Source organism: Halomicrobium sp. HArcht1-1, from assembly GCF_058933285.1.
This window is the reverse complement of record NZ_JBZYDL010000001.1, coordinates 732,656-758,734: the sequence shown is the minus strand read 5'-3', so window position 1 is coordinate 758,734 and position 26,079 is coordinate 732,656. Positions and strand designations below refer to the sequence as shown.

Below are 26,079 nucleotides of genomic sequence, written 5' to 3'. Positions count from 1 at the left end.
AAAATTCCGTTCCGAACCGCGAGCGATTTTTGTCGACTACCCAACAGTATTGGTGTGTCACTTTTTACCATAGAGTGTCGACGACGAGACGCGATGGCCGTTCACACGACTCCCCCTGACGGGTGGCACAGAGTCCGTGCGACCCATCGGGACCGCAAGTACTCGTCGGCGACGCCGGTGGTGTACGAACACGACGAGTCGGGGCGACGTGTCGAGGTCGTCCCGACGCTCGTGCGCGCACCAGGTGACGGGCAGGAGTGGCAGGTGCGAGAACTGTACAACGATCGTTCACTGGTGCTCGACAGCGCACCGGACCGAGCGGCGGCGGCCGCGATCGCCATGGAGGCGATGCGGGGCCACTAGAGTTCTTCGGCGACGGCTTCGGGGCCGAGCAGTTGCGGATCGACGACCAGATCCGTCTGTCGGCTGGCGAAGTCGGGCAGCGAGCCCTCGGCGTAGACGACGACGCGGACCTCGGGGTTGAGGTCCTTCGCGACGGCGATCGACGTCGCCTGTTCGAGATCCGTCAGCAGGTACACGTCGGCCTCGTGTACGCCCGCCTCTTCGAGTCCCGGTCGATTGCCGACCGGCGCTTCCGTGATCGTGTGGCCCTCGGCCGCGATCGCGTCGGCGATCGCACCCTCGTCCGGGCCGGCGACGACGACGTTCATTCGTACTCGATGGTCGCGGGCGGTTTGTGGGTCACGTCGTAGACGACGCGAGCGACGTTCTCGTGGGAGCCGGTGATCCGCGACTGGATGCGCTGGAGGGTCTCCCAGTCGATCTCCTGTGCGCGGGCGGTCATGCCGTCACGGGACTCGACCGAGCGGACGGCGACGACCCAGCCGTGGACGCGGTTGTCGCCCTTGACGCCCGTGGCCTTGCCGATCACCGCTGCGAGTGCCTGCCACGGCTCGTACTCTTCGAGTTCGTCCTCGACGACGTGGTTGGCCTCGCGGGCGACTTCGAGTTTCTCCTCGGTGACCTCGCCGATGATCCGCACCGCGAGACCGGGGCCGGGGAAGGGCATCCGCTCGGAAACGACCTCCTCCAGGTCGAGCGCGCGGGCGACCTCGCGGACCTCGTCCTTGTAGAGGTCCCGCATCGGCTCGACGATCCCCTCGAAGTCGACGACCTCGGGGAGGCCGCCGACGTTGTGGTGGGACTTGATCGTACCCTCGCTCTCGATCCGGTCCGGGTAGATCGTCCCCTGGACGAGGTAGTCGGCCTCGACGTCCTTGGCGACGGTCTCGAACTCCCTGATGAACTGCTCGCCGATGATGTGGCGCTTCTCCTCGGGGTCGGTCTCGCCTTCGAGGGCGTCGAGGAAGCGGTCCGTGGCGTCGACGATCCGCAGCGAGTCCATGTAGTCGAAGGTCTCGCGGATCTCGTCGGTCTCGCCTTTGCGCATCAGTCCCGTGTCGACGTAGACCGGCGTGAGCTGGTCGCCGACGGCCTCGTAGGCCAGCGCGGCGGCCGTCGAGGAGTCGACGCCACCGGACAGCGCGATGACGGCGTTTTTCTCGCCGACGGCGTCGGCGATCTCGTCGACCTTCTCGTCGACGAACGAGTCGACGTCGACCATCAGTGGCTCACCTCCGGATCGGCGGCCGCGGTGTCGTCGAGCACTGCTTCGAGGAGCCCGACGAACGGCGGGCTGGCACGCGTCGGTCGCGAGCGGAACTCGGGGTGGAACTGTGTCCCGATGAAGTACGGGTGATCGGGCAGTTCGAGGATCTCCATACGGTTGTTGGCGCGCCCCGAGAAGGTCATCCCTTCGGACTCGATGCGCTCGATGTACTCGGGGTTGACCTCGTAGCGGTGGCGGTGGCGTTCGGTACAGCTGTCGGCCCCGTACAGCTCGTGGGCCAGCGTCCCCGGTTCGATGTCGGTCTCGTGGGCCCCCAGTCGCATCGTCCCGCCCATGTCCTCGACCTCGTACTGTTCGGGGAGGATGTCGATGACCGGATGTGGCGTCTCCTCGTCCAGCTCTGCGGAGTGTGCGCCCGCCAGTCCGAGGACGTTCCGGGCGAACTCGACGACGGCCATCTGGAAGCCCAGACACAGACCCAGGAACGGCACGTCGTTCTCGCGAGCGTAGCGGATCGCCTCGACCTTGCCCGCGGTCCCGCGAGAGCCGAAGCCACCGGGGACCACGACGGCGTCGGCGTCGTGGAGTCGGTCGACGTGGTGGTCGCTCATCTCCTCGGAGTCGACCCACTCGACGTTCACGTCGACGTTCGCTTCGAGGCCGGCGTGTTTCAGCGCCTCGTGGACGGACATGTAGGCGTCTTCGAGGTCGTACTTGCCGACCAGTGCCACGTCGACCTCGCCGGTCGTCTGCTGGGTGACGAGTTCGCGCCAGCGGTTCTCCCGTTGCTCGGGTGGGAGCGCCTCGTCCGCGATGTCGAGTTGCTCCATCACGTACTGGTCGAGCCCCGCCTCTTCGACCATCAGCGGGACGTGGTAGATGTCAGAGACGTCGGGGTTAGAGAACACCGCCTCGGTCGGCACGTCACAGAAGAGCGCGATCTTCTCGCGGGTGTCGATGTCGAGTTTGTCCTCCGAGCGGCCGACGAGGATGTCGGGCTGGAGCCCGATCGAGCGCAGTTCCTTCACCGAGTGCTGGGTCGGCTTGGTCTTTTGCTCGCCGTTCATCGAGTAGGGCACGAGCGTGACGTGGGTAAAGAGAATGTCGTCGTCGTCTTCCTCGTGGGCGAACTGGCGCAGGGCTTCGAGGTAGGGCATCCCCTCGATGTCCCCGACGGTGCCCCCGACCTCGATGATACACACGTCGTTGCCCTTCGCGGCCTCTCGAATCCGGCGCTTGATGTCGTCGGTGATGTGGGGGATGATCTGGACCGTCTTGCCGAGATAGTCGCCGGCCCGCTCTTTCTCGATGACGTGCTGGTAGGTCTTGCCGGTCGTGATGTTGTGGTCGAAGGTCATGTCGATGTCGAGGAACCGCTCGTAGTTCCCCAGGTCGAGGTCGACCTCCCCACCGTCTTTGAGCACGTACACCTCGCCGTGCTGGAAGGGGTTCATCGTCCCGGCGTCGACGTTGAGGTACGGGTCGATCTTGACCGCGGTCACGTCGAAGCCCGCGTTTTTCAGCAGTCGGCCGGTACTGGCGGCGGTGATCCCCTTGCCCAGCCCGGACATCACGCCTCCCGTTACGAAAATGAACTTCCGACCCAGTTCCGGGTCGTAGTCAGTCTCAGGTTCCGTCGGCATACCGACGGTGGACTCCGTGGCGTCAAAACCATTTCGGGATGGCGAGACCGGCCTGTGGTCGGGCGCGAAGCGGCGAGCGGCGTGGTTAGCGAACCCGAACCACACCCCCAGACGTGCGGCCGTCGGGCCGAGCGGCCCCACGGAACGGACCAGCGTCGTCCGCGGGAAACCCCGATCGCCGCGTCGCGATCACCGCGTCACGAACTGGGCGACCAGCGAGCCCACACGCTCGCCCTGCCCCACGAAGTGGTGGTCCGCCGGCAGCCCTTCGACAGCGGCCCCGCGCTCGCGGGCGGCGTCGACCACCGGCCGCCAGTCGACGGTGTCGTCGCGCTCGCCGTAGCACACCTGGAGCGGGCAGTCGATGTCGCCGACGGCCGGCGGGGTCTCCGTGCCGTCGTCCAGTCGTGCCGGCGGTGCGAGCACCGAGACGGCGGCGGGCTGTGGGTCGGCCTCGGCCGCCGCGAGCAACGCGACGCCAGCGCCGAAGCTGTAGCCAAAGAGCGCGACCGAGTCGAACCGCTCGCGGGCCCACTCCAGCGCCGCGAGACAATCACGGCGCTCGCCGCGGCCCTCGTCCCACGGCCCGTAGTCGAAGCGCAGACACGCCACGCCTCGCTCGCCGACCGCGTCGCCGACCGCCTGCAAGCGCCGGTCGCTACGAGAGCCGCCCATCTGTGGGTGGGGCGGACACGCGACGACGACGCGGTCCGCTCCCGGGTCGTCGAGGACGGCCCGCACGTCACGCCCACCTGGAATCGGAATACGTTCCACATTGTACCTCAGGGCAGATGGATGTAAGAATTTTAAGGCGCGGCCCCCGAAGACGGGGTATGGGAATCCTCTCGCGCGCATCGTACGTCATCCGGTCGAAACTGAACGCCGTCCTCAACAGCGCCGAGGACCCGAACGAGACGCTCGACTACTCCTACGAGCAACTGCGGGACGAACTCCAGGACGTGAAGGAAGGGATCGCCGACCTGACCACCCAGAAAAAGCGCCTGGAGATCCAGAAACGCAGACTCGAAGAGAACGTCGAGAACCACAACGAACAGGCCCGGCAGGCGATCGAGCAGGATCGCGAGGATCTGGCCCGGAAGGCCCTCGAAAAGAAAAAGCAGAAGATGAGCCAGATCGAGGAGCTCGACAGCCAGATCCAGCAACTCCAGAGCCAGCAGGAGGGGCTCGTCGAACAGAAAGACCAGCTCCAGCAGCGCATCGAGCAGTTCAAGACCAAGAAAGAGACGATGAAGGCACGCTACGAGGCCGCCGAGGCCTCCAAGCGAGTCAACGAGGCGATGACGGGAGCCGGCGACGAGATGAAAGACGTGGGACGTGCGATCGAGCGCGCGGAGGAACGCACCGAGAAGATGGAGGCCCGCTCCCAGGCGATGGACGAACTCCAAGACGAGGGCGTCTTCGAGGACGCGCTCAGCGACAAAGACCAGCTCGACCGCGAACTCGAAGAGGTCCAGTCGAAAGGCGAGGTCGACGCCGAACTCGACACGCTGAAAGCCGAGATGGGCAAAGGCGACGCCGACGAGACGACCGACGAGAGCGCAGACGCCGAGGTCACGACCGACGACCTCGAAGCCGAGCTGGCGGGCAACGGCGAGGCCGACGTGGAGACGCCCGAGGTCTCCGACAGCGAAGTCGAGAGCGAGCTCGAAGACCTCAAAGAGGACGAACAGTCCTAATACTGCCGGCTGTCACTTCGTGACGAGCTTCGCCACCCCGGGGTGGCGAAATCGGTCACAGATGTACAGCCGGTCGTATAAGCAGTTTGCGAGCGCCAACCACCGGATCGCCGTCTCGTCCGTCGCCCCGATCGGTGCTATAAGTGCGTGGCCTTCGAACGGGCAGCTATGCCAACTGCCGACAGTGACGTCGGTGCCGGGACGATGCGAGAACGGGCCGACGAGAGCCGGTGGAAGCTCTGGCTGTTGCTCGGCGCGGATCGGCGCGTGGTGGCGGCGCTCGCGCTCCTGTCGGTCTTCCTCGCGCTCGTGGGACTGAGTCAGGTCGTCGGGACCGACCTGCGGGCGGCCATCGGTAGCTCGGACCCGGTCGAGACGCTGTTCCAGGGGTTGCTGACGGCGATCATCACCGGCGTCACGCTCGTCGTGACGCTCTCTCAGCTGGTGCTGTCACAGGAACTCGGAGCGCTGGGGGACCAACGGGAACGGATGGACGGTGCCATGTCGTTCCGGCGGTCGGTCGAGTCGGTCATCGACAGCGACGTGAGTCCGCCGGATCCGGCGAGCTTTCTCCGATCGCTCGTCGCGGCAGTCGGTCGCCAGGCCGCGACACTACAGACGGCAGCCGAGGGAAGCGGCGACGAGCGACTGCGTTCGTTCGCCGACGACCTCGTCGCGGACGCCGACGCCGTCGGTGACGACCTCGAAGACACCCAGTTCGGTACCTTCGAGGTCGTGTTCGCCGCACTGAACTTCAACTACGCGAGCAAGATCTACGAGGCACGCCGGCTGAGGGCGGCCGACGGGACCGGCGACGACGCGGCCGAGACGCTCGACGACCTCGTCGAGACGCTGACGCTCTTCGGGCCGGCCCGCGAGCACGTCAAGACGCTGTACTTTCAGTGGGAACTGATCGAGCTCTCGCGGGCGATCGCGTACGCTGCCATCCCGGCGCTGATCGTCTCGGCCGGCATGATCCTCTACGGCGGACAGACGGCCGTCGTGCAGGGAGGCGTCCTCGGCGTCGACAGCGTCGTCTGGCTGGTCAGCGCCGCGACGACGGTCGCGCTGGTCCCGTTCGTCCTCCTGCTGGCCTACATCCTGCGGATCGTCACCGTCGCGAAGCGGACGCTGTCGATCGGTCCGCTCGTCCTCAGAGACACCGTCCACTCCGGGGGCGACGAAAACGGAGACGCGTGACTACACGAGGTACGTGACGGCGGTGCGCTTCTGCTCGACCTCGCGTTCGAGGTGCTGCTTGAAGTCGGCCAGTTCGAGGTCTTTCTCCTCGCGTTCCTTGCGGTCCCGGACGGAGATCGTGCCAGCCGCTTCCTCGTCGTCGCCGATGACCATCATGTAGGGCACCTTGTCGTCGTGGGCGACCTGGATCTTCTTGCCGACCGTCCACGAGCGGTCCTCGATCTCGACGCGGAAGTCGTCGAGTGCCGCCGCGATCTCCTCGCAGTAGTCGATGTTGTCGTCCGACACGGGGAGGATGCGGACCTGCTCGGGCGCGAGCCACGGCGGGAACTTCCCGTTGTAGTGCTCGATGAGCACCATGAAGAACCGCTCGTAGCTGCCATAGAGCGCGCGGTGGATCATCACCGGGCGGTGGTCCTCGTTGTCCTCGCCCGTGTACGTCAGGTCGAACCGGTCGGGCATGTTGAAGTCCAGCTGGACGGTCGGGCCGTCCCAGTGGCGACCCAGCGCGTCCTCGAAGGCGAAGTCGATCTTCGGGCCGTAGAACGCGCCGTCGCCCTCCTCGACGACGTAGTCGATGCCCTCTTGCTCTAACACCGCTTCGAGCTGGGACTCTGCCTTCTCCCAGATCTCGTCGCTGCCGGTGGACTTCTCGGGGCGGGTCGCGAACTGGACGGTGTAGTCGAGCGAGAACGTGTCCAGGATGTCGAGGATGATGTCCATGATCGACAGGACCTCCGCCTCGATCTGGTCGGGTCGGACGAACAGGTGGCCGTCGTCGATCGTGAACGACCACGTCCGCGAGAGCCCCGACAGTTCGCCGCGCTGCTCCTTGCGATAGACCTTGCCGTCCTCGAAGTAGCGGATCGGCAGGTCACGATACGACCAGGACTGCTGGTCGAAGATCGTCGCGTGGCCGGGACAGTTCATCGGCTTGAGGCCGTACTCCTCGTCGTTGACGTCCAGCAGGAACATGTCGTCGACGTAGTTGTCGTAGTGGCCCGACTTCTTCCACAGCTCGGTGCGGAAGACGTGGGGCGTCTCGACCTCGTCGTAGCCGGCCTCGCGGTTCAGATCCGCGACGTACCCGGAGAGTTCGTTGAGGACCGTCTTCCCGTTGGGTTCGTACAGCGGGAGTCCCGGACCCGTCGTCTCGTCGATGGAGAACAGGTCCATCTCCTGGCCGATCTTGCGGTGGTCGCGTTCCTTGGCCTTCTGGCGGCGCTCCATGTACTCGTCGAGTTCCTCTTCGGTCGGGAACGCGGTGCCGTACACCCGCGTGAGGGTGTCGTTGTCCTCGTCGCCGCGCCAGTACGAGGCCGACATCTCCAGCAGCGCGAAGCCGCCGATCTCGCCGGTCGACTCGACGTGGGGTCCCTGACAGAGGTCGTAGAACTCGCCCTGTTCGTAGAAGGAGACGGGGTCCTCGCCCGCTGCTTCGGTCTCCAGAATCTCCTGCTTGTACTCGTTGTCCTCGTAGCGATCGAGCGCCTCTTCGCGGTCGAGCATGACGCGTTCGATGTCGAGGTCCTCCGCGATGATCTCGTGGGCCTCGTCCTCGATGTCTTCGAGGTCGTCTTCGTCGAGGTCGACGCCGGTCACGTCGTAGTAGAAGCCGTCGTCGGTCCACGGTCCCAGTGTCAGCTCCGCCTCCGGGTACAGTCGCTGGAGCGCCTGTGCGAAGACGTGTGCCGCCGAGTGGCGAAGCACGTCGACGTACTCGTCGGCCCCGTCTGTGACGATTTCGAGCGCTGCGTCGTCGGGCAGCGGGGTGTGTTTGTCGACGAGCTCACCGTCGACGACGCCGGCGACCGTGTCCGAGCCGAGACCCGGGCCGATCTCGTAGGCGGCGTCCTCGACGGTGGCCCCGGCCTCGAGTTCGAGGGGGGAGCCATCCGGTAGCGTGACCGTGACCGTGCTCATGGACGGCACAAAACGACACGGTGGGATAAGTGTATTGAGACGGAGCGGCCGGTCTCGTGGTCAGTCGTCCCGGCAGACGCCGGGTGCATCGAAGGTGAGCGCCGGCTCGATGTCGGTGTTGTCGTTGCCGAGGTCGGCGGTGTTTTCGACGATCTGCTCGTCGTTGAGATAGATCGCGTTCTCGTAGGTCCCACTCTGTGCGACGATCTTGAGCGTGCTCTTCGGACAGTCTGGCTTGAAGACGACGTAGATGTCGTTGGTCGGTTCGGTTGCGGGATCGTTGGTGAGGACACCGTCCGCCAGATCGACCTCACGGCCCTCTGGTCCCGATTCGAGATCGTACGTCTTATCGACTGGATCGCCGAAGCTGTCCGGGTCGGAGTTCCAGTCGGCGTAGTTCCAACTCCCGAGATTGCCGCTGCCCTCTGGAACGCCGTCCCAGTGGACGTTGTCGGTCAGGACGAACACCCAGACCGGCGGTTCCAGTCCCTCGACCGGGCGGCCCTCGGTGTAGGCCTGGACGTAGTGCCAGTCGTTCGCCAGGGAGATCTTCCCCACGTCGGGCAGGTGACTTCGTCCCGGGACGCCTTGATTGTCCGGCCCCGGTCCGTCGGGATCGATCGACAGCCCGAACGCCACGTCGTCACCCACCTCGACGCGCTGCATGTCGTCTTCGTCCGGCCCGACGCGTGCGAACTTGAACCGCTCCTCGAAGGTCATCTCCGGACAGACCGTCGCCGACCGGAAGTCGTACTCCTGGACGATCGAGCTCTGGCCGCTGTCGGTCACGCTGATCACGGTGATCGAATCGCCCGGAATCAGGCAGGACAACTCGACGGCGTCGTGACCGTTCCACTGATACACGTCTCGATCGTTGATCCGAAGGTGGAAGGACGCCTCCGACTGTGACCGGACGGCGTCGGGCTGGATCGTCACGTTCCCCGTGTCGCCGTCCTGCCGGAAGTCGAAGCTCCCCATTCCCTGTACGGCCGCCGAGTCGACCCCGCTCTCACCGAGCGAGACGAACGTCACTGCCGAGACGGCGGCGAGCACGACGACGATGACGACCAGCAGAGCGACACCGATCACCGGCGAGACCGACCGTCCACGACGTGGCTGTGTCCATTCCACCGAAACCAACCCTTGTGATAGCCACAATTTTAGGGAGCGCAACAAGTAATTTCCGGTGGAAATCCCACTCCAAGTTCTTCTTTACATTGTTTTTAGTATGGCGTTTGATTTATTAAAGCTCTCAGGAACGTTCGAGGGGCGAAAAGAGGTCAACGGGCGAGTCACACTGTCGGCTGTACGTCTGTAACGAATGTTGGGACCTCGTGGTCTCGGCTATCTCGAAACAGCGACGCCGGCAGTATCAGTCAGACGCCACGACGGGACCACACATATTGGGGAGGCCGACGAAGGGGCGAACGATGGAGACGTACGACGACATTTTGCTGCCGACCGACGGAAGCAAGGGCACCGAAGACACCGTTGGCCACGCGCTCACACTGGCCCGGAACCACGACGCGACGCTGCACGTCCTGTACGTGGTCGACCGTCGGCGCTTCCTCGCGGCCGACAAGGAGACCCAGGACGACGTTATCGAGGCGCTGCGCGAACAGGGCGAAGTCGCGATCGACGACGTGACGGTGACCGCCGAGGACGCCGGAGTGACGGTCGAGACCGCGATGGAGGAGGGGATCCCGCACAAGACGATTCAGAAGTACGCGACGAACAACGACGTCGACGTGGTCACGATGGGGACTCACGGCCAGACTGGTCGCGATCGGGTCGCCACGCTTGGCAGCGTCACCGAACGCGTCTTGAAGGGCGTCGACGTGCCGGTACTGGTCGTCAACATCGAGTGACTGGTTTCGCCACCCGCAGGTGCCGGACCGTCACGAAGTGACAGCCAACAGTACGGGGCGATATCGACCGGTGAATGGAGAACAAGGTTAATGTTTCCCCCTCGGTAAGTTCCTGTTACCAACCGTATATTTCGGTGGTGACTGGTGGTGGACAGGCGAACGCTCACGCGTCGCGGTGCGCTGGCCCTCATGGGGAGCGGTGGCGCTCTCCTCGCGGGACAGACGCTCGGGCTGACGAAGTCCACGGCGAATCGACAGGCGTCCGTCGACGTCGTTTCCGACGCCGACGCGTTACTGGGTATCGAGGGTACGTCGGGATGTGGTGGCGGGTTCTCGCTGACGAACAACGGCCAGGACCAGTTCGTCGTCGAAATCGAGACCGACGCTATCGACGTGTTGCATCCGCGAACGGAACGGCGGCGCAAGCGCGTCCAGTTCCCGCTGCCGCCGGGGCCCGGCAACACCGTCGAAGTGCAGTTCGCTCCGGCCAGTGGCACCGCCGACGAGGTGCGAATTAGCGCGACGGGACCAGGCACGGAAATCGATCTGACGCGACGGGTGACGACGCCACCGCTCAGTGAAGGACAGTACCGGCTCTCACCGGTCCACTCTGGTCTGTATTTGGGGTACGACTCTGGCTGGTGGGGAGATGGCAGAGTCGAGCAAGTCGGGTACTCGATTTCGTGGATACTTACCCCGACCGACGACGGCTGTGCGTACACGATAGAGCACTATTGGCGTGACGGCGTTATCGCGCCGGAGAACCGCGACAGCAGCGGGTCTCCACTGATACTCGAATCGCCAGACGGAACGGAATACCAGCGCTGGAACGTCGTGCCGATACCGAACGCACCAGATCGGTATCGGATCGAAAACCAGGGGAGCGGATACGTCATCGACATCGATGGCGGTGATACCGAATCGGGCGCGGCGGCGATCCAGTGGCCCTGGAAGGGATCGAATCCGAGCGTCAAAAATCAGTTCTGGAAGATAGCGCAGGTGTGACACCGGAGACGGCGTGGCGGCTCAGTTGTCGTCGTCTCCTGTCGGGTCGTCTTCGCCGACGGCGTCGGTCGCCCCGTTCGAGCCGTCGCCCACCGAATCCGTCGAGTCGATCGTCGGGGCTCGGGGCTCGTAGCAGTACCGCACCCGATCGACGAGCACCACGAACCGGCCGTCGTCGCCGTCCTCGATCACGCGACGATCGCTGTCGATCGCCACGTCGACCAGATCCGCCAGCGAGTCGACGGTGACGACGCGCTCGTCGTCGTCCGGTTCGGGGACGCGCCCGACCGAGATCCACTCGTCGAAGCGGTCGCGCGTCCGTTCGGTCTGCAAGGCGGCCACCGTTTCGGGTGGGACGGCCAGCCGACCGCGACGGTCGGCGAAGACCAGTCCCGCCGCGGCGAGCAGCGAGAGGACCGCGAAGGCCGCGCCGCCGTAGATCCGGGCAGTGTTCTTCTCGACGGGGACGGAGACAGTCTCGGTCCGAACCGGTTCCTCCTGTCGTCCGGTCGTGTTCGCCGCGACCGCGTACGTGGCGGTACCGGGCCGGATCGTCAGTCGCTCGGTCCGGCTCCGTTCCAGTTGCTCCCCGTCGACGGTGGTCGTCACCCGCGTCGTGACGAGGACGAACAGCTCGATGCGCCCTGGCGTCCCGCCGAGTTCGCGCTCGATCTCTCTGGTCTCGTTGCGCTGCTGGGAGACGTTCACTCGAAAGCTCGTACGTGCGCTCTCGCCGGGTGCGACCGTCGTCTCCTTCGAGGCCAGCGAGTCGGTGACGCGCCAGAACTCGGTCCGGTCGTCGCCGGTTCCGCCGATCGAGCGTTTGATCAGTCGCACGTCCGTCGCGACGGTCGCCGCCTCGGGAGCGCCCTCGTGCCGGAAGCGGTGCTCGCCGGCCAGTGCCGGCGTCACGCGGAACAGGTACGCCGATCGGTTCCGGAGGACCGTGCCCGCCTCGAAGGCCCGCGTCGAGCGCTCGACGGTGGCCTGGTGGGCGAACGAGCTGTCGGTCGTCCACGAGGCGGTGACGCGTTGCTCGGTCGTCGTATCGGGCGCACTGTACTCGGCGTAAGCGACGAACCCACCGGCCCCGGCCAGCACCAGGCAGACGACCACCGCGACCGCGAGGTGCTGTGCGAGCAGGTGGCGCGAACGCAGTACCCACGCCGAATCGTCGCCCGTTCCCATTGCACGCTACTGTCTGGGCCACTACCAAAGACGTGACGGTCGGAACGGCGATCGTATTCGGGGCCGTCCGGTCGACCGCCATATCACATCGCCAACAGTGATCCGACGCCGTCGTACTGAGGGTGTGGCAACGACAAACACGCAATAGACCGTATGAATCGTCCGATATTTCCGTTTCGGGACGCGATAGACGCACAAGTTATTTATGAGTGGGCAAACATGTTATGGTAACCACCTTGGTGGGTGGTCGAGTGAATCATGAATCGACGGAACCTACTCATCGGCATTGGCACAGCAGCAGTTGGAAGCGGCGCAGTCCTGGGCAGCGGTGCCCTGACACAGGTCCAGGCGGACCGAACGGTCGAAGTCACCACCGTCGGTGACGCGAACGGTCTGATCGGTCTCGAAGGGGACGGCACCTACGTCACGAACGACAACACCGACACGCTGACCATCAACATCGGTGAAGCACTCGGTACGAATACTGGTGGTAGTGCAGAGGGACTGAACGACGACGCGACGACGATCATCGACTCCGTCGTCACGATCACGAACAACTCCACGACCGACGTGGACATCCAGCTGAACGGACCCTCGGGCAGTACTCCCAGTGACAGCGCGACGATCGGCATCGGTACCGTCGGCGATCTCGACGCGATCGTGACTTTCGAACTCGATAGCGCACAGAACCCACTGACGGGCGGATCCGGGGGCTCCAGCGGAGACTCGCTCGACCTCAAAGCGACCGTCAAGGCTGGCAAAGAAGTGCCGGACTCCCCCGACACCGACGGAAACGGATCGCTCGTGATCGTCGCGAACGAGAACTAAGCTCGGTCTCTCGTCAGACAGCCAGACGATAAGGCCGTAGCGACTGCCCAGCCGACGGCAAAACGAACTCGACGAATGGTAAGGTAACGAGATGGACACTCATCGGTCGCTGTTCCTCGCACTCCTGGTAGTCGGTGCTTTCGCCATCGCCACGACCACTGGTGCGTTCACGACCGGTGACGAGGCCGTCCGTGGCGTCTACCTCGATCCCGCCGACACGGCCAACGGAGAGCAGTACGCCGAGATCGGACCGGACGGGCAGCTTCGCGTCGAGATATCGAACCTGAATCCGGACTCGCGGACCGTCGTCGACGACGTGTTCGTCCTCGGCACCGATCTGGCGGAGGCCAGCGTCTGGATCGAAGACGACCGTTCCGCCGTCGACTTTTACCGGATGGACACCGGCGCGTCCGTCGAAGACGAGACCGATCCGGTGACGCTCACCGACGGCGAGTCCGTACGCATCGGGTTCGCCGTCGAGAGTGGGACCCCCGGCATCGTCATGGAGTCGATCACGCTCCGGGGAGCGATCCCCGACGAGACCAGCGAGGGCGGAACGGGCGGCGGAACGGGCGGCGGCGACACCGGCGGCGGAACGGGCGGCGGCGACACCGGCGGCGGAACGGGTGGTGGCGACACCGGCGGACCGCCAGCCGCGACCGAGACGCCGACGGATACTCCGACATCCACCGAGACCCCTGGCGACAACGCGACCGACACCGCGACGACGACCGACACCGCGGGCAGCGGCACAGGCGGCGGCACGGGCAGCGGCTCGACGGGTGGCTCGACCGGCGGCGGCACGACGGGCGACACCGCGACGCCGACGGACGACGGCACCGCCACTCCCGGAACCGCGACACCCACGCCGACCCAGACCGAGGTCGGTGGCGGCGGCCAGCCGACAGACGCGTCGATGGCGGGGATCGAAGTGGTCGGACTGACGACCGACCCCGAGTCGCCGACCGTCGGCGAGACGGTCACAGTGACGGCGACCGTCGAGAACCGCGGGACCGACACCGCGACGAGGACGATCGAGATTCGCGGCGGTGGCGGCGCGATCGCGTCCGAGACGGTGACGCTCGAACCGGGCGAACGGACGACCGTCAGCGGCACAGTCACCTTCGACGCGCCGGGGTCCTACGAGATTCAGGGCCAGAACGAGTCGGTGACCGTCACGGTCGACGAGCAGAGTCAGTCGCCACTGGAGATCGGGGGCTTCGCCCCGGCGCTGCTCGGCGGGCTGGTCCTGCTCGCCGCCGGTCTGGTACTGTTCGTCCTGTGGCGGTCCGACGACGCCGACTTCGTGGTCGTCCTCGCCGACGAGAGCCCGCCGACGCTGGAACTCGTCGGCGACGGGTCCGCCACGGTCAGCGAGACCGACGACGAGCGCACGATCCTCGGCTACGACGTGCCCGACGGCGAGACCGTGACGCTCGATCCGGCGTTTACGATCAGAAACACCGCAGCCAGCGCCGCGAGCGTGCGAGTCGTCGCCGTCGACGAGGAGGGTGCGCCGGTCACGGACGGTGTGACCGTCCAGAGCGCCGACGGCGACGACGTGACCGAGTTCCCCGACGACGATACGTCGCCCAACGCGATTCCGGCCGGTGGTTCCCTCGCCGTCCGGCTGGTGCTCGAAGCCGACGCCGTCGAGGAGATCGCGACCCTCCGCGTCGAGACGGCCGACTCTGAGACCGCCCCCAGTTTTCATCTCTGATACTTCGGTGAGAACGCTCAAGCGTGAGACGGGCGCATCTCCGATCGAGCGAGTCATGCGCAATCGGAGTCCCGTCGAGAGGTCTGATCGGATCACGCCACGCTGGAGTGGCCTCCACCCGACCGACATCGCGGTTCTGTTTTCGGTTCCGATACTGCTGGGGCTGGTCTTTCTCCTGCCGCTGTCGACGCGGCAGTCGCTGGTCTTCGAGTACACGGACCCGACGTTGCTGACGGCGGCGACCGCGCCGTTCGTCCACCTCAGTACGTCCCACCTCGCGGTCAACGTCGTGGGATACTTCCTCGTCGTCCCGGTAGCGTACCTGCTGAGCGTCGCGAGCGGGCGTCGGAGCCGCTTTTTCGCGGCTTTCTTCACGTTCGTTCTGGTGTTCCCGGTCTTGCTGTCGTACCTCAATCTGGCGGTCGTTCGCCCGGCCGCCGGCACCGGCTTCTCCGGAGTGACGATGGCCTTCGTGGGCTACCTCCCACTGGCACTGGCAGATTTCCTCGAAGCCCACGCCGACGTCGGGCCCAGTGAGACGGTCGCACCGACCCTCTTCTTCCTGGGTATCGCACTCGTCGCGGGGCTGAGCGTCCAGTCGGTCCAGCAAGATCGGGCGACGGTGTGGCTGGGCACTGCCGGACTGATCCTGACAGCGATTCTGGCGGCGCTGCTGTACTGGCTCTCGGCCCCGGATCGTGTGACTGATGTCGTCCGGAAGCTCCGGGGGATCTCCTACCGGCCGGGCAACGCCGAGCTACTGGGCTTTTCCGGCGTCGTCTTCGTCTCGTTTTTCTTCGTCGCCTTCCCGCCGACGACGGCGACGGGGGCGACCGTGGTCAACGTCTACGTTCACCTGCTGGGGTACGCGCTGGGGTTCATCGCGACGTACACGACCGTCGAGGTCGGGGCCCAGTTGCCGGGCGAGGAAACACCGATCTGACGGCCGAGAACGCTTTTGTCGCTCGGGCGTCTACGTCGCCCCGTGTCAGTTCGCGCGACCGTCGGGACCGTGCTCGAAGTGGCCGCGATCGTCGCCGTCGCGGCACTGGTGCTCGGGGCGATCCTCGGCCAGCCGATCCTGTTTTCGTACGTCGAGACGGGGAGCATGGAACCGACGATCGACACCGGCGACGGCTTCGTCGCGGTCCCGTCGGTGCTCGCCGGGAGCGTCGACGAAGGCGACGTCGTCGTCTACGAGGCCCGAGAGCTCCAGGGCGGTGGACTGACCACCCACCGCGTCGTCGGCGAGACCGACGAGGGATACATCACGAAGGGCGACGCCAATCCCTTTACCGACCAGGACGGCCCCGAGCCGCCGGTGACCGACGACCAGATCGTCGCCCACGCGCTCCAGATCGACGGCACGGTCGTCGTCATCCCGGCGCTCGGCGTGGGGATCGGTGCGGTCCAGGAGGGCGTCCTCGCGTTGCAGTCCAGTTTCGCACAGCTCGTCGGGTTCGGCGACTCGCTGGACCGACAGGGTTCGGGCGTCGTCCTCTTTGCGGTGGGGTTCGTGCTGTTCGCCCTCACGCTCGTGGTGGATGACGACCGCAAGCGCAGCACCGAGCGGTCGCGTGATCGACCCGGACTGCTGAACGCGCGGACCGCGACGATACTGCTGGTGCTCGCAGTGCTGGTCCCGGCCAACGCCGCCATGCTCGTGGGCAACGGCACGCAGGAGCTGGTCGTCGACGGCGACACCGTCGCCCAGAGCCCGGACATCGTCCCCGGCGACGACGCGACCTGGGAGATCGGTGTCGACAACTACGGACTGGTCCCGATCGTGCTCGTGTTCGAGGGCGAGAGTGCCGGCACCAGCGTCCTCGACGAGCAACTGACCGTAGGGCCCGGACAGGCCGCGACGCTGTCGGTGTCGGCGACCGCACCCGAGCCGGGCGAGCAGACCGTCCTGTCGGTGACGGAGTATCGCTATCTCCACGTGCTGCCCGCCCCGGTCGTCGCCGCGCTCCACGAGCGACACCCGCTGCTCGCACTCGCCGCGGTCAACGCCGTGCTGGTGGGCGTCACGACGCTCGTGGTGAGTCGCGTCGTCGGGTTCCGGACCGTCAGGGTCCGTGAGGGCGGGAACGCGTCACTGGGAACCAGAGTCCGCCGTCGTTTGGACTGACGGCCGAGTGCCAGCCCGTAGCTATATGTCTCGCTGGGCCGACGTTGTGCTGAATGCCAGTCCAGACACCCACACCGTGGGATCGCCAGCTCGGCGCTGCGGGAGACGGTACATGACCGCCACACCCGGCACGAACGTCCTCACGCTGGCACCGTCGCTCAGTGCGGCCAGAGACCGGCAGTGTGCGCAGCTACTGGGCGTCGTCGTCGCGTGTCGGTAGGCGTCTCACCCGTCGCCGACGGCCGTATAGTTCGACCGACACTTTTTGCCGACTGCCACCCTACACTGTGTATGGACAGTCGCGAGTACTCGTTCGAAGGGGAGACGCCGACGATCAACGGCTACGCACACGTCAGCAGCGACGCGACCGTCGTCGGCGACGTGCGGATCGAGGCCAACGCGAACGTCTGGCCCGGCGTCGTCCTCCGGGGAGACGTGGGGCCAGTCGAGGTGGGACGAGAGAGCGCCATCGGCGACAACGCTACGCTCCACGCCTCGACGGTCGGCGAGAACGTGATGGTCGGACACGGGGCCGTGCTCAACGACGCGACCGTCGAGGACGGCGCGCTCGTCGGGTTCAACTCGACGGTCAGCGAGGCGACGATCGGCTCCGGCTCCATCGTCGCGATGGGGACGGTCGTGCCGCCGGGATACGACGTGCCCCCGGACTCGTTCGTCCGTGGGAGCCCCGCCTCCGTGACGCCGCTGTCCGAGACGACCATCGATCCCGAAGCCGTGTTCGAAGCCTTCTCGTCGGGCGACTACGCCAACCTCGCGGCCCGCCACGAGGAACTGTTCGAGTAGCGTGGGGCGGTCGGGAAGAGCACGAATCGGTCCGACGGCGAGTCCACGAGTCGTTCGCCGTCGCGAGCCCGGTGTCTCGGCACTCTGACCGGACCAAAGAGACACAACACTAATTCCCCCGGTCGCGCATACCACTGCCATGGACGACGTGGTCGACCTGGTGAGACGGTCGCTGTCGGGGGAGAGCGACGCGGAGTTTCGTGAACGGATCGCCGAGCAGGCCGACCAACTGCGCGACGCGATCGAGGCGGGCACCTTCGACAACGAGGACTTCGCAGTCGGACTCGAAGTCGAGGTGTACGCGATCGACGCCGAGCCGGAACCCGCCACGGACGACGACGGCGAGGACGAACCCGACGAGGCGACACTCGACGCCGACCTGAGCGGTGGCAGCGGCGGTGATCTGGGTTCACTCGAACCGGCGGCGGACGCTGCCGACGATTCGTTCGACTCCGACGAGGACGACGGGGCCGACGAGCCCTACATGGACCCTGCCGACTGGGAGGGGCGACTCGCCGAGCTTCCGGAGTCGATCTTCGGGACCGCTGCAGCCAAGGAACTGGGCGTCCACAACGCGGAGATCAACACCGATCCCGACGTGCTCGGCCCGACCGGGCTGGCGGTCCAGACGACCTCCACCGAGATGCGCATCAAGAAGGCCCGCGACGCGGCCCGCGAGGAGAACCGCGAACTCGTGCTGGACGCGATGTGGACGATCCCGCCGGCGGCGGGGAGCGTGTCGTACCTCTCGGACGTCGAGGAACGCGACGGCTTCGTCTTCGCCGAGAACATGCGACAGGATCCCCGCTACGTGGCGCTGGACAACGAGGCGCTGGGCCACGCTGGGGGCGAGATCGACTTCTCGGTGCCCGGCGCGAGTCACTCGTTCCCGACGATCCTCTTCGAGTCCCTGACCGCCTCGATCCAGCCACACCTCCAGATCCCCGACAGCGACGCGTTCCCGGCCTACTACAACGCGGCGATCCGGACGCTGGGGCCGATGGTCGCGCTGACGGCGAACTCGCCGCTCCTGCCAGCGGACATGTACGACGCGGTCGAGGACCCGCGGGCGCTGCTGGAAGACACCCACCACGAGCTCCGGATCGCCGCCTTCGAGCAGTCGGTCAACACCAGCGAGAACCCCAAGGTACGAGTCCCCAGCGACATCGAGACGACGACCGAGGTCGTCGACCGCGTCGTCGAGGACGACCTGTTCGCCCCGTTCCTCCGGGAGTGGATCGAGGACGGCACTCGGAGCGGACTCCACGACACCTACTGGGAATTCGACCACAAGCGGGGGACCTACTGGCGGTGGCTGCGCTGCGTGATCGGGGGCGATCCCGTCGACGGAGCCGGTGACGAGCGGTCCCTGCGCATCGAGTACCGGCCGATCCCCACCCAGCCGACGGTCGCTGACACGATCGCCGTCCAGGTCCTGACGGCCGGCCTGCTCCGCGGGCTGGTCGTCGCCGACCATCCGCTCGCGGAACTCCCCTGGCAGGACGCAGAAGCGAGCTTCTACAGCGCCGCCCGCGAGGGACCGGACGCCGACCTCGCCTGGGTGACCGCCGACGGCCAGCGCACGACCGACCACGACGCGATCTACGACGAGGTGTTCGAATACGCCCGGCGGGGGCTGGCGAGTCAGGACGTGCCCGAGAGCCAGATCGACGAGATGCTGGCACCGATCGAGCGACGACGGGCACTCGGGACCACGCCGAGCCAGTGGAAGCTCGACCGGGTCGGCGAGTACCTCTCGGAACACGACCTGCCCGACGCGATCTGTGAGGCTCAGCGCGACTACTACGAGCTGAGCCGCGAGCACGACACGTTCGCCGACTGGCTGTGAGGTCGAGCGACACTGTTTGCCGTCTGCCGACGGCGTCCGTTTCACGGATCGACGGCCCGGCCGCTCGTACTCATACTACCGGCTGTAAATCTGTGAGCGATTTCGCCACCCCGGGGTGGCGAAGATCCTCACGAAGTTACAGCCGGCAGTATCAGCACCGACGAGCGCCGGTCCCCCGCGTGACGCTCTCGAGGTCTGCGCGTCCGCCATCGAGGGGAACGCCAGTGTACGGGTCCGTCGACAGGAGGGCCGCTCCGTCGAGGTCCGCGTACTCGACGAGCGGCGCGAGGTGCCAGGCCGGCGCGATCGACGCGTTCGATTCGAGCATACAGCCGAGCAGCACGTCGAGCCCGTGTGCGTGTGCGGCGTGGATCTGTTCGACTGCGGGACGGACGCCGCCACACTTCATCAGTTTCACCGTCACGAGGTCGCAGGCGTCGGCCACGCGTGGCACGTCCGGGGCGGCGACACAGCTCTCGTCGGCACAGACCGGCAGCGACGTGGCGCTGGCGACCCGTGCCAGACCGTCCAGATCGTCGGCCGCTACTGGCTGTTCGAGGAACTGCACGTCACGCCGGGACAGCCAGTCGGCCTGCTCGATAGCGTCTGCGGGGCTCCACGCGCAGTTGGCGTCGACTCGCAGCGTCGCGTCGGGTGCGCCGCGCCGGACCGCTCGAATGCGACTCCGGTCGTCGTCGGTCCCGACCTTCACTTTCAGCGTGTCGTACCCGGCCTCGACCGCGCGCTCGGCGCGCTCGGCCATCGTCTCGGGATCGGCGATGGCGACCGTGTACGAGGTTCGGGGGGCCGCCGCCGGATCGAGCCCCCACTGCCGATAGCAGGGGACGCCGAGGTCCCGCGCCGCCAGGTCCGCGAGCGCCGTCGAGACGGCCGCCCGGACCGCGGCGGCGTCGGGAAGCCGGGTCGCGAGCGTGTTCGCGACGCGCTGGCTCGCGTGGGGATCGTCCCACGCTTCGACGACCGGCCGGAGGTCTTCGAGGGCCTCACAGACCGAGTCCGCCGTCTCGCCGTAGTACTCGCTGGGCGCTGCCCCACCGACGCCGGTAGTGCCTTCGTGTGTTATTTCGACCGTCACGACGGCTGCGGTGGTCGTCGTGCCACGCGCGATCCCGAACGGATCGTCTGTCGGCAGCTCGTGGCGCTGGAACGAGAGCCTCACGTCACCACCGCCAGGAGGTCCTCGTCGACGCCGAACCGGACGGGATCCGTCGCGGGAACGCCCAGCTCGTCGGCGTACGTCGAGACAGCCCGATCGGCGGCCTCGGGGTGCAACGACTGCGTGTTGAGCGTGCCGGCGACGACGGGCGCGTCCGCGACCGGGGCAGCGACCGACTCGTAGAGGCTGGCGTACTCCGCGACCGGCGGAATCGCGGTGTCCTCGTACCCGTTGACCGCGGTCCGGCCCGCGACGTGACAGAGCACGAGCCGGTCCGGTCGTGCGCCGTGGAGGATGCTCGTCGTCACGCCGGAGTACGCGGGGTGTGCCAGAGCCCCCTGTCCCTCGACGATCAGCAGGTCGTGATCCTCGGCCGCCGCCTCGACGAGTCGCTCGACGGCACCGGCGGCGAAGTCGGCGATCACTCGGTCGACGACGATCCCCCACCCTTCGATCAGGACGCCGGTCTGTCCGGTCGGGACGACTGCGGCGTCGATCCCCCGCGCTCTGGCGGCGTCGCGAAGCTCGTAGCTGGCGGTCATCTTCCCCGACGAGCAGTCGGTGCCGACGGTCAGCACCACGTCGGCGTCGACCGCTCCGGCGGTCCCGTCGGCGACCGACAGGTCGTCGGGCGGATCGCGCAGATCGCGCAGTTCGCAGTCGTACTGTTCGGCCAGCGTCGAAAACTCCGGGTCGTCGGTCAGAAAGGTGTGGAGCCCGGCGATCACGTCACAGCCGCGTTCGATCGCCGTCCGAACGTCCGGCCGCCACGACTCGACGAACCCGCCGCCGATCGGTGCGATCCCGATCACCAGCGCGTCGACTGCCGGCACGTCGTCCATGCTCTCGACGATCGGCGCGTCCTGTCCGTCGGCCACGTGGTCGTTCACGCGGTCGCCAGCGGTGTCGCGGTCGATCACCGCCCGCACGTTCTGGTCGCCGTAGCGCAACACGCCAACGGCCGTCTTCGCCCGGCCGGGGAACTGTCCGTGAGCGAGCAGTGCGATGTCCATAGGTCGAACCTCGCACGCCCACCGAGTAAAACCTCGCCCGGCCGCCGACAGTCACAGCACCCGCAGCTGGACGCGCCAGAACTCGTGGACGGCATCCGCGAGCGCCGCCTCGGGCTCGCCGGTCGCGTCGACGGGCTGGGTCGCGTCGGCTCGGTCGGCGAACTTCGAGAGCAGGCTGCGCTCGCCGACGACGTAGAGCCGCTCGGCGTCGCGCTCCTCGATGGCGGCCAGACAGCGGTCGACGTGGGAGTCGATCTGGGCGTCCCGGAGGCGTTCGAAACGCGCCTGCGAGAAGCCGCCCTTCGAGTGCTGGCTCTTGAGTTCGGAGTCGAAGCCGTGGAAGGCGATCCGCTCCCGACCCACGTACTCGCCGAGTGCGAACAGGTCGGAGCGCACGAGCGCGACCGCGTACTCGCCCGTCGGCTCGAACCACGTGCGATCGATCGCGAACCCGTCGCGCCACTCGGCGAACGGTTCGGGCGAGACGGGCGTCGAGAGGGTCGTCGCGACGAGTCCCGCGTCGTCGACGACGAGCAGGCACGGAGCGGCCCGTCGGACGAGCGGGGCGTCGTCGCCGACCGCGTCCCGGACGGCGGCGGGGAGGTCGTGTTCGTCGGCGACGTAGGCGGTCAGTGCCCCCTCCGGCCCGGTCTCGACGGAGTCGAGTCGATCGAGGACGCCCTCCAGTCGCTCGCCCGAGAGGGTCTCTTCCCGGCGGAACTCGCCGCGTCCGGACTGGCCTTGCTGGCGCTGGACGCGATCTTCGAGTTCGGTCACGCGGTCTTCGAGTCGGTTGACGCGCTCCTGTGCGGCCTGGCGGTCGCTGACGGCGTCGGCACGGCGGTCCTGCTCGGCGTCGAGTTGGCGCTGGAGGTGGCGTTTCTCCTCCTCTAACTCCTCGATGCGCGCTTTCAGCGATCGACGGCCGAACAGCTCTTCGAGCATCGACTGAGACCGGAACGTCCTGACGTATAAACGTTCACACCGCGTCCAGCGTTCACAGCGCGGTCCCGGTCATCGAGAGGAGCTGTCGGGCTCGGTCGGCCTTCGCGAGCAGGACCTCCTGGAGCGTCGGTGGATTGGCCACGTCGACCTCGGCGAGTACGTCTTCCGGCACGGCGAGCGTGTCGGCTGGCACCGCATCGTCGCCCTCGACCGCGAGGTGACGGGTGCCGAGCTTGACGACGAGCGGACGGTCTGTCCGCTCTAGGCCCTCACCGTCCGTGTACAGCTGTCGGTTGACCTGCTCGTGTTGCTCGCGGCACATGGCCGGCGAGCCGTCCGCGCTGGGCTCGACGTACAGTCGCCCCAGATAGTAGCCACGGGAGAATCGTTCGAACATACAGTACGTTTCGTGGTATGTGATACCATGATATAAACCCTCGCCGTGAACGGTATCACGTCGGGCAATCACACCGCTGGCCGTGTCGTCCACCAGACAGCCGTCGCGATCGACGGCGGGCGGCGATAGCGGGTCCAACCGCTCGACGGGGCCGAATGAACGCTCTCGACGGCGCAGGGTCGCTCGATCAGCAGCGTGAACGGTTCATAGTCGACACCTGCCCGCGCTGAACAGTGCGAACAGTGAGTATCGTTTTTTATGCACTCCCGACCACATGCAGGTGAACATGAACAGTCGGCAGGCCACGTTCGTCGCCGTCCTCGCGGTCGTCGCCGTCGGCGTGGCGGCGCTTCCGGCGAGCGGGGCGAACGCGCAGGCCACCAACGAGACAGCCGAGAACGGGACCGAGGCGGACATGGGGGCACAGCTGACAGCCTTCATGCAGGCCAGTGCCGCCGAGACCAACGACACCGTCGAGTCGGGGATGTGGGCCGCCGGCTTCGAACGGGCAAACGAGTCCGAGCAGGCGCGGCTGGCGACCGACAGGACGACCGAGATCGAGCGGCGACTCCAGCGCCTCCAGGAGCGCAACCAGACACTCCAGGAGCGCTACGAGAACGGCTCGATCGACGAAACCGAGTATCTGGTCCGGACCAGCCGACTCGCCGGTGAGATCAACGCACTCCGACACAGCATCGACGACACCGCGACCGCAGCACGGACCGCGGGCGTCGACCCGACCGGCATCGAACGGCTCCGGGGGCAGGCCCGGAACGTCACGACGGGCGACGTACCGGGCGTCGCCCGCGGTATCGCAACCGGGCAGGGGCCACCGGCGAACGCCGGACCACCGGACTCGATCGGCGACGAGCAGGGACCGCCAGACGAGGCCGGCCCGCCGTCGGGGGACAACGCGACGCGAGGACCGGCCGCTAACGTGACCCGAGGGCCGGGAGCCGGCGACCGAGGCCCCGGTAACGGGACCGCGGGCGACGGACCGGCGTCCGAGGGAGAACGACCCGGCGGTGGGCCGCCCAACGAGACCGGCCCGGCAGACGACGGCGCTGACAGGGGTGGGACGACAGACCCTAGGCGCGGGGGTGTGCAAAACGGGTCCGACGGTGGGACGGCAGACGACGGCTCCGAAACGACGGCCCAGTCCACAGCGTCCGAGAGCGACACGGGATCGACAGACGACGCCGATCAGAGCACGAGCGACGACTCGAACCGGGACGACGGCGAGTCGGCGAGTGGCGACGGTGCGTCAGCGAACGGCGACGGTGGCGACGACGCCGACGGCGGGTCGTCCGGGAACGGACCATCTGACGACGATCCGCCCGGGGGAGACTCCTCGGGAGGACCGCCGGACGACGCCCCTGGCAACGGTCCGTAATCCCCATCGGGCGAGGGGACACCCTTTTCCCCACTGGTAGCCTACCCCGGGGTGAATGGACTCCGCCGAGCTGCTCGATCTCCTCGGGAACGCGAACCGTCGTCGCATCTTGCGCCTGTTAGCACACAAGCCCTGCTACGTGACCGAGATCAGCGAGTACATCGGCGTCAGCCCGAAAGCAGTCATCGACCACCTCCAGAAGCTCGAAGACGCGGGACTCATCGAGAGCCGGACCGACGACCAGCGGCGCAAGTACTTCTCGATCGCCCGCAACCTCCGGCTGGAAGTCCGGGTCTCGCCCTACGAGTTCGGGACCAAGAGCGCGTATCCGGCCCGTAGAGGCTTCGACATGAGCTCCTGTCGACACCTCACCATCGACGTGGGCGACGACGACGGCGACGACTTGCAGTCACTCGCCAGCGATCTGGAGCGACTCGAACAGCTCGAAAACGAGCTGTCGCTGGCCCAGCGCTGGGTCCAGGGCCAGGTGACCGACCTCCGGGAGCGCATCAGCGAGCGCATCGACGACGGCCGGGAAGACGGCCGCCTCTCCGCCGAAATCGTCAGCGCGCTCGCGAACGGCATCCACTCGGTCGAGCGTATCAGCAGCGAGGTCGAGGCCCCACCGGAACTCGTCGAGGACGCGCTGGCGTGGCTCGCCGAGGAGGGGATCGTCGAGCGCCACGCCGACGGCTGGCAACTGGCCGACTAGAGGTCTCGCGTCAGCCCGTCGCGGAGGTCACGGCCGGCGTAGTGGCCCACCAGCGCGGCCAGCCCGCCGGCGACGCCGCCCGCGACCGGAACGAGGCCGCCCGAGACGACCGAGAGCGTGATCGATCCCAGCACGGTCGTCAGGACGCCGACCAGGGCTCCGGCAGTGCCCGCCTCGACGTACCGTGCGTCGGTCGAGACCACGCCCAGCACGAACAGCACCGCCAGCACGCCGACGACGCCGCTCAGGGGTCCCAGCGGGAGCGCCCCGCCGACCACGAACGTCCCCACGAGTGCGCCCGCGAGCTGGAGGGCGAACGAGACCGGGGAAACGGCGTCGCCGACGCGCCCCCGGAGCCCGCCGCCGGCCGTCGTCTCGTCGGCCGTGTCGGTGTCGGTCTCGAAGTCGGTCGCCGTGTCGAACCCGTCGTCGAGCCCGGCGAAGTCCTCCGTCGCGCCGACCGACGCGTCCGTCTCGCCCACACCGACCTCGTCGACAGCCTCCTCGTCAATCGTCAGGTCGTCGGTGCGCTCGCTCATACACCACACTGTGAGCGCCTGGGGTATGGGCCTTTCTCCCCCGTCGGTCGACTTCCCCGTCGGTACCCGTCCGCGATGAGCAACCGTCTTTGGCGGGGACGCACTACGACCGAGTGGCCGATGACGAGCGATCGCGGTTCCGAGTGTGGATGACCACCGCGCAGCGACGAACCCTATGAGTGCCGAGGCCAGCTTTCCGTCCGTACATTTCGAGAAAGACGTGAACGAACGTCAGAGAATCGCGTCTACGACCCGCTGAGAGAGCTACCTGCTCACACGACGAGCAGACGTACAGTCCACGCTCGACACGGTTCGACTTCGTGTCGTCACCACATCGTGAACACGTTTTCGAGGTGTCCCACTCGTTCTCCTTCAGCACCTCGACGCCACGGCTCCTGCCTTTGTGTTCGAGGGACTGGTAGATGCTATTGATCGACGTGGGACCCGACGAAATGC

The 26,079-nt window shown here is 66.8% G+C and carries 25 protein-coding genes and 1 pseudogene; 13 read left to right on the top strand and 13 right to left on the bottom strand.

The features are described from left to right. Positions 1–93 precede the first annotated feature (93 nt). Positions 94–363, top strand: a complete 270-nt coding sequence (locus tag AC5FRZ_RS04080) for a hypothetical protein (RefSeq protein WP_170093530.1) — start codon at positions 94–96, stop codon at positions 361–363. On the opposite strand, the gene AC5FRZ_RS04075 is transcribed toward AC5FRZ_RS04080, so the two are convergent. The 4 genes from AC5FRZ_RS04075 to AC5FRZ_RS04060 form a co-directional block, all read right to left on the bottom strand. After that, positions 360–671: a DUF7126 family protein gene (locus AC5FRZ_RS04075; protein WP_372479581.1), complete on the bottom strand. Its 312-nt coding sequence runs from the start codon at positions 669–671 to the stop codon at positions 360–362. The two genes, AC5FRZ_RS04080 and AC5FRZ_RS04075, sit on opposite strands and share 4 nt — an antisense overlap. Then, on the bottom strand, positions 668–1,585 hold the full coding sequence (gene guaA, locus AC5FRZ_RS04070; RefSeq protein ID WP_493563929.1) for a glutamine-hydrolyzing GMP synthase: 918 nt from the start codon (positions 1,583–1,585) through the stop codon (positions 668–670). Before guaA ends, AC5FRZ_RS04075 begins: the two co-directional genes overlap by 4 nt. Next, on the bottom strand, positions 1,585–3,234 hold the full coding sequence (pyrG, locus tag AC5FRZ_RS04065; protein ID WP_170093527.1) for a glutamine hydrolyzing CTP synthase: 1,650 nt from the start codon (positions 3,232–3,234) through the stop codon (positions 1,585–1,587). The genes guaA and pyrG overlap by 1 nt, the downstream gene beginning before the upstream one ends. A gap of 189 nt (positions 3,235–3,423) precedes the next feature. Next, positions 3,424–4,008, bottom strand: a complete 585-nt coding sequence (locus tag AC5FRZ_RS04060; protein WP_493563928.1) for an alpha/beta hydrolase — start codon at positions 4,006–4,008, stop codon at positions 3,424–3,426. 59 nt (positions 4,009–4,067) lie between these two features. Between AC5FRZ_RS04060 and AC5FRZ_RS04055 the strand changes: the two genes are divergently transcribed. Continuing rightward, on the top strand, positions 4,068–4,931 hold the full coding sequence (locus tag AC5FRZ_RS04055; protein WP_170093525.1) for a PspA/IM30 family protein: 864 nt from the start codon (positions 4,068–4,070) through the stop codon (positions 4,929–4,931). A 168-nt stretch (positions 4,932–5,099) separates the two neighbouring features. Continuing rightward, complete coding sequence (locus AC5FRZ_RS04050) at positions 5,100–6,131, top strand: DUF7972 family membrane protein (protein WP_493563927.1); 1,032 nt, start codon at positions 5,100–5,102, stop codon at positions 6,129–6,131. Here AC5FRZ_RS04050 and thrS read toward each other — a convergent pair whose 3' ends face one another. Then, positions 6,132–8,054, bottom strand: coding sequence for a threonine--tRNA ligase (gene thrS / locus AC5FRZ_RS04045; RefSeq protein WP_493563926.1), 1,923 nt, complete (start codon positions 8,052–8,054; stop codon positions 6,132–6,134). 60 nt (positions 8,055–8,114) lie between these two features. Next, a complete protein-coding gene (locus tag AC5FRZ_RS04040; protein WP_346775229.1) occupies positions 8,115–9,185 on the bottom strand; it encodes an archaellin/type IV pilin N-terminal domain-containing protein in 1,071 nt (356 codons plus the stop codon). Between the two features lie 299 nt (positions 9,186–9,484). On the opposite strand from AC5FRZ_RS04040, the gene AC5FRZ_RS04035 reads away from it, so the two are divergent. Continuing rightward, on the top strand, positions 9,485–9,922 hold the full coding sequence (locus AC5FRZ_RS04035; protein WP_153552513.1) for a universal stress protein: 438 nt from the start codon (positions 9,485–9,487) through the stop codon (positions 9,920–9,922). Positions 9,923–10,069: 147 nt separating this feature from the next. Then, positions 10,070–10,927: an RICIN domain-containing protein gene (locus AC5FRZ_RS04030; RefSeq protein ID WP_493563925.1), complete on the top strand. Its 858-nt coding sequence runs from the start codon at positions 10,070–10,072 to the stop codon at positions 10,925–10,927. A 21-nt stretch (positions 10,928–10,948) separates the two neighbouring features. Here the strand turns inward: AC5FRZ_RS04030 and AC5FRZ_RS04025 are convergent, their stop codons facing one another. Next, positions 10,949–12,115, bottom strand: coding sequence for a DUF5305 domain-containing protein (locus AC5FRZ_RS04025; RefSeq protein WP_372479588.1), 1,167 nt, complete (start codon positions 12,113–12,115; stop codon positions 10,949–10,951). A gap of 258 nt (positions 12,116–12,373) precedes the next feature. On the opposite strand from AC5FRZ_RS04025, the gene AC5FRZ_RS04020 reads away from it, so the two are divergent. The 6 genes from AC5FRZ_RS04020 to AC5FRZ_RS03995 all read left to right on the top strand — a co-directional run bounded on the left by AC5FRZ_RS04020 (position 12,374) and on the right by AC5FRZ_RS03995 (position 19,447). Next, entirely contained in the window at positions 12,374–12,943 is a 570-nt protein-coding gene (locus AC5FRZ_RS04020; RefSeq protein ID WP_372479589.1) for a hypothetical protein, read from the top strand. 91 nt (positions 12,944–13,034) lie between these two features. Further along, a complete protein-coding gene (locus AC5FRZ_RS04015) occupies positions 13,035–14,663 on the top strand; it encodes a DUF7407 domain-containing protein (RefSeq protein WP_493563924.1) in 1,629 nt (542 codons plus the stop codon). A 55-nt stretch (positions 14,664–14,718) separates the two neighbouring features. Continuing rightward, positions 14,719–15,606 carry a hypothetical protein gene (locus AC5FRZ_RS04010; RefSeq protein WP_170093518.1) on the top strand — a complete coding sequence of 296 codons (888 nt, stop codon included), beginning with the start codon at positions 14,719–14,721 and terminating at the stop codon, positions 15,604–15,606. Between the two features lie 42 nt (positions 15,607–15,648). Beyond that, positions 15,649–16,794 carry a signal peptidase I gene (locus tag AC5FRZ_RS04005; RefSeq protein ID WP_493563923.1) on the top strand — a complete coding sequence of 382 codons (1,146 nt, stop codon included), beginning with the start codon at positions 15,649–15,651 and terminating at the stop codon, positions 16,792–16,794. A 291-nt stretch (positions 16,795–17,085) separates the two neighbouring features. Continuing rightward, entirely contained in the window at positions 17,086–17,598 is a 513-nt protein-coding gene (locus AC5FRZ_RS04000) for a gamma carbonic anhydrase family protein (protein WP_018256424.1), read from the top strand. A 139-nt stretch (positions 17,599–17,737) separates the two neighbouring features. Further along, positions 17,738–19,447, top strand: coding sequence for a glutamate-cysteine ligase family protein (locus AC5FRZ_RS03995; RefSeq protein WP_493563922.1), 1,710 nt, complete (start codon positions 17,738–17,740; stop codon positions 19,445–19,447). 151 nt (positions 19,448–19,598) lie between these two features. On the opposite strand, the gene AC5FRZ_RS03990 is transcribed toward AC5FRZ_RS03995, so the two are convergent. From AC5FRZ_RS03990 to AC5FRZ_RS03975, 4 genes are read right to left on the bottom strand one after another with little or no spacing between them, the layout of a single operon-like run. Continuing rightward, entirely contained in the window at positions 19,599–20,627 is a 1,029-nt protein-coding gene (locus tag AC5FRZ_RS03990) for a dipeptide epimerase (RefSeq protein WP_493563921.1), read from the bottom strand. Continuing rightward, the gene (locus AC5FRZ_RS03985; protein WP_170093511.1) at positions 20,624–21,637 is read right to left on the bottom strand and encodes an N-acetyltransferase DgcN family protein; all 1,014 of its coding nucleotides are present in this window, start codon (positions 21,635–21,637) and stop codon (positions 20,624–20,626) included. The genes AC5FRZ_RS03990 and AC5FRZ_RS03985 overlap by 4 nt, the downstream gene beginning before the upstream one ends. A 51-nt stretch (positions 21,638–21,688) precedes the next feature. Beyond that, positions 21,689–22,582 (bottom strand): Vms1/Ankzf1 family peptidyl-tRNA hydrolase, encoded by an 894-nt coding sequence (locus tag AC5FRZ_RS03980; protein WP_170093510.1) that lies wholly within the window; start codon positions 22,580–22,582, stop codon positions 21,689–21,691. A gap of 52 nt (positions 22,583–22,634) precedes the next feature. Then, complete coding sequence (locus tag AC5FRZ_RS03975; RefSeq protein ID WP_170093509.1) at positions 22,635–22,979, bottom strand: DUF5802 family protein; 345 nt, start codon at positions 22,977–22,979, stop codon at positions 22,635–22,637. A 286-nt stretch (positions 22,980–23,265) separates the two neighbouring features. Here AC5FRZ_RS03975 and AC5FRZ_RS03970 point away from each other — a divergent pair, with 286 nt between their 5' ends. Continuing rightward, positions 23,266–24,372, top strand: a complete 1,107-nt coding sequence (locus AC5FRZ_RS03970) for a hypothetical protein (RefSeq protein WP_493563920.1) — start codon at positions 23,266–23,268, stop codon at positions 24,370–24,372. A gap of 55 nt (positions 24,373–24,427) precedes the next feature. After that, positions 24,428–25,084, top strand: coding sequence for an ArsR/SmtB family transcription factor (locus AC5FRZ_RS03965; protein ID WP_153552501.1), 657 nt, complete (start codon positions 24,428–24,430; stop codon positions 25,082–25,084). Here AC5FRZ_RS03965 and AC5FRZ_RS03960 read toward each other — a convergent pair. Together AC5FRZ_RS03960 and AC5FRZ_RS03955 are read right to left on the bottom strand one after the other, a co-directional pair. Continuing rightward, a complete protein-coding gene (locus tag AC5FRZ_RS03960) occupies positions 25,081–25,623 on the bottom strand; it encodes a DUF8526 domain-containing protein (RefSeq protein WP_170093507.1) in 543 nt (180 codons plus the stop codon). The genes AC5FRZ_RS03965 and AC5FRZ_RS03960 overlap by 4 nt on opposite strands. Positions 25,624–25,726: 103 nt before the next feature. Further along, positions 25,727–26,059: pseudogene (locus AC5FRZ_RS03955) on the bottom strand (zinc ribbon domain-containing protein); the annotation flags it as partial. Between the last annotated feature and the right edge of the window lie 20 nt (positions 26,060–26,079).

Coding starts and splice junctions, on each gene's coding strand:
- AC5FRZ_RS04080 (WP_170093530.1), top strand. CDS start 94: ATGGCCGTTCACACGACTCCCCCTGACGGGTGGCACAGAGTCCGTGCG.
- AC5FRZ_RS04075 (WP_372479581.1), bottom strand. CDS start 671: ATGAACGTCGTCGTCGCCGGCCCGGACGAGGGTGCGATCGCCGACGCG.
- guaA (WP_493563929.1), bottom strand. CDS start 1,585: ATGGTCGACGTCGACTCGTTCGTCGACGAGAAGGTCGACGAGATCGCC.
- pyrG (WP_170093527.1), bottom strand. CDS start 3,234: ATGCCGACGGAACCTGAGACTGACTACGACCCGGAACTGGGTCGGAAG.
- AC5FRZ_RS04055 (WP_170093525.1), top strand. CDS start 4,068: ATGGGAATCCTCTCGCGCGCATCGTACGTCATCCGGTCGAAACTGAAC.
- AC5FRZ_RS04050 (WP_493563927.1), top strand. CDS start 5,100: ATGCCAACTGCCGACAGTGACGTCGGTGCCGGGACGATGCGAGAACGG.
- thrS (WP_493563926.1), bottom strand. CDS start 8,054: ATGAGCACGGTCACGGTCACGCTACCGGATGGCTCCCCCCTCGAACTC.
- AC5FRZ_RS04035 (WP_153552513.1), top strand. CDS start 9,485: ATGGAGACGTACGACGACATTTTGCTGCCGACCGACGGAAGCAAGGGC.
- AC5FRZ_RS04025 (WP_372479588.1), bottom strand. CDS start 12,115: ATGGGAACGGGCGACGATTCGGCGTGGGTACTGCGTTCGCGCCACCTG.
- AC5FRZ_RS04020 (WP_372479589.1), top strand. CDS start 12,374: ATGAATCGACGGAACCTACTCATCGGCATTGGCACAGCAGCAGTTGGA.
- AC5FRZ_RS04015 (WP_493563924.1), top strand. CDS start 13,035: ATGGACACTCATCGGTCGCTGTTCCTCGCACTCCTGGTAGTCGGTGCT.
- AC5FRZ_RS04010 (WP_170093518.1), top strand. CDS start 14,719: ATGCGCAATCGGAGTCCCGTCGAGAGGTCTGATCGGATCACGCCACGC.
- AC5FRZ_RS04000 (WP_018256424.1), top strand. CDS start 17,086: ATGGACAGTCGCGAGTACTCGTTCGAAGGGGAGACGCCGACGATCAAC.
- AC5FRZ_RS03995 (WP_493563922.1), top strand. CDS start 17,738: ATGGACGACGTGGTCGACCTGGTGAGACGGTCGCTGTCGGGGGAGAGC.
- AC5FRZ_RS03985 (WP_170093511.1), bottom strand. CDS start 21,637: ATGGACATCGCACTGCTCGCTCACGGACAGTTCCCCGGCCGGGCGAAG.
- AC5FRZ_RS03980 (WP_170093510.1), bottom strand. CDS start 22,582: ATGCTCGAAGAGCTGTTCGGCCGTCGATCGCTGAAAGCGCGCATCGAG.
- AC5FRZ_RS03975 (WP_170093509.1), bottom strand. CDS start 22,979: ATGTTCGAACGATTCTCCCGTGGCTACTATCTGGGGCGACTGTACGTC.
- AC5FRZ_RS03970 (WP_493563920.1), top strand. CDS start 23,266: ATGAACAGTCGGCAGGCCACGTTCGTCGCCGTCCTCGCGGTCGTCGCC.
- AC5FRZ_RS03965 (WP_153552501.1), top strand. CDS start 24,428: ATGGACTCCGCCGAGCTGCTCGATCTCCTCGGGAACGCGAACCGTCGT.
- AC5FRZ_RS03960 (WP_170093507.1), bottom strand. CDS start 25,623: ATGAGCGAGCGCACCGACGACCTGACGATTGACGAGGAGGCTGTCGAC.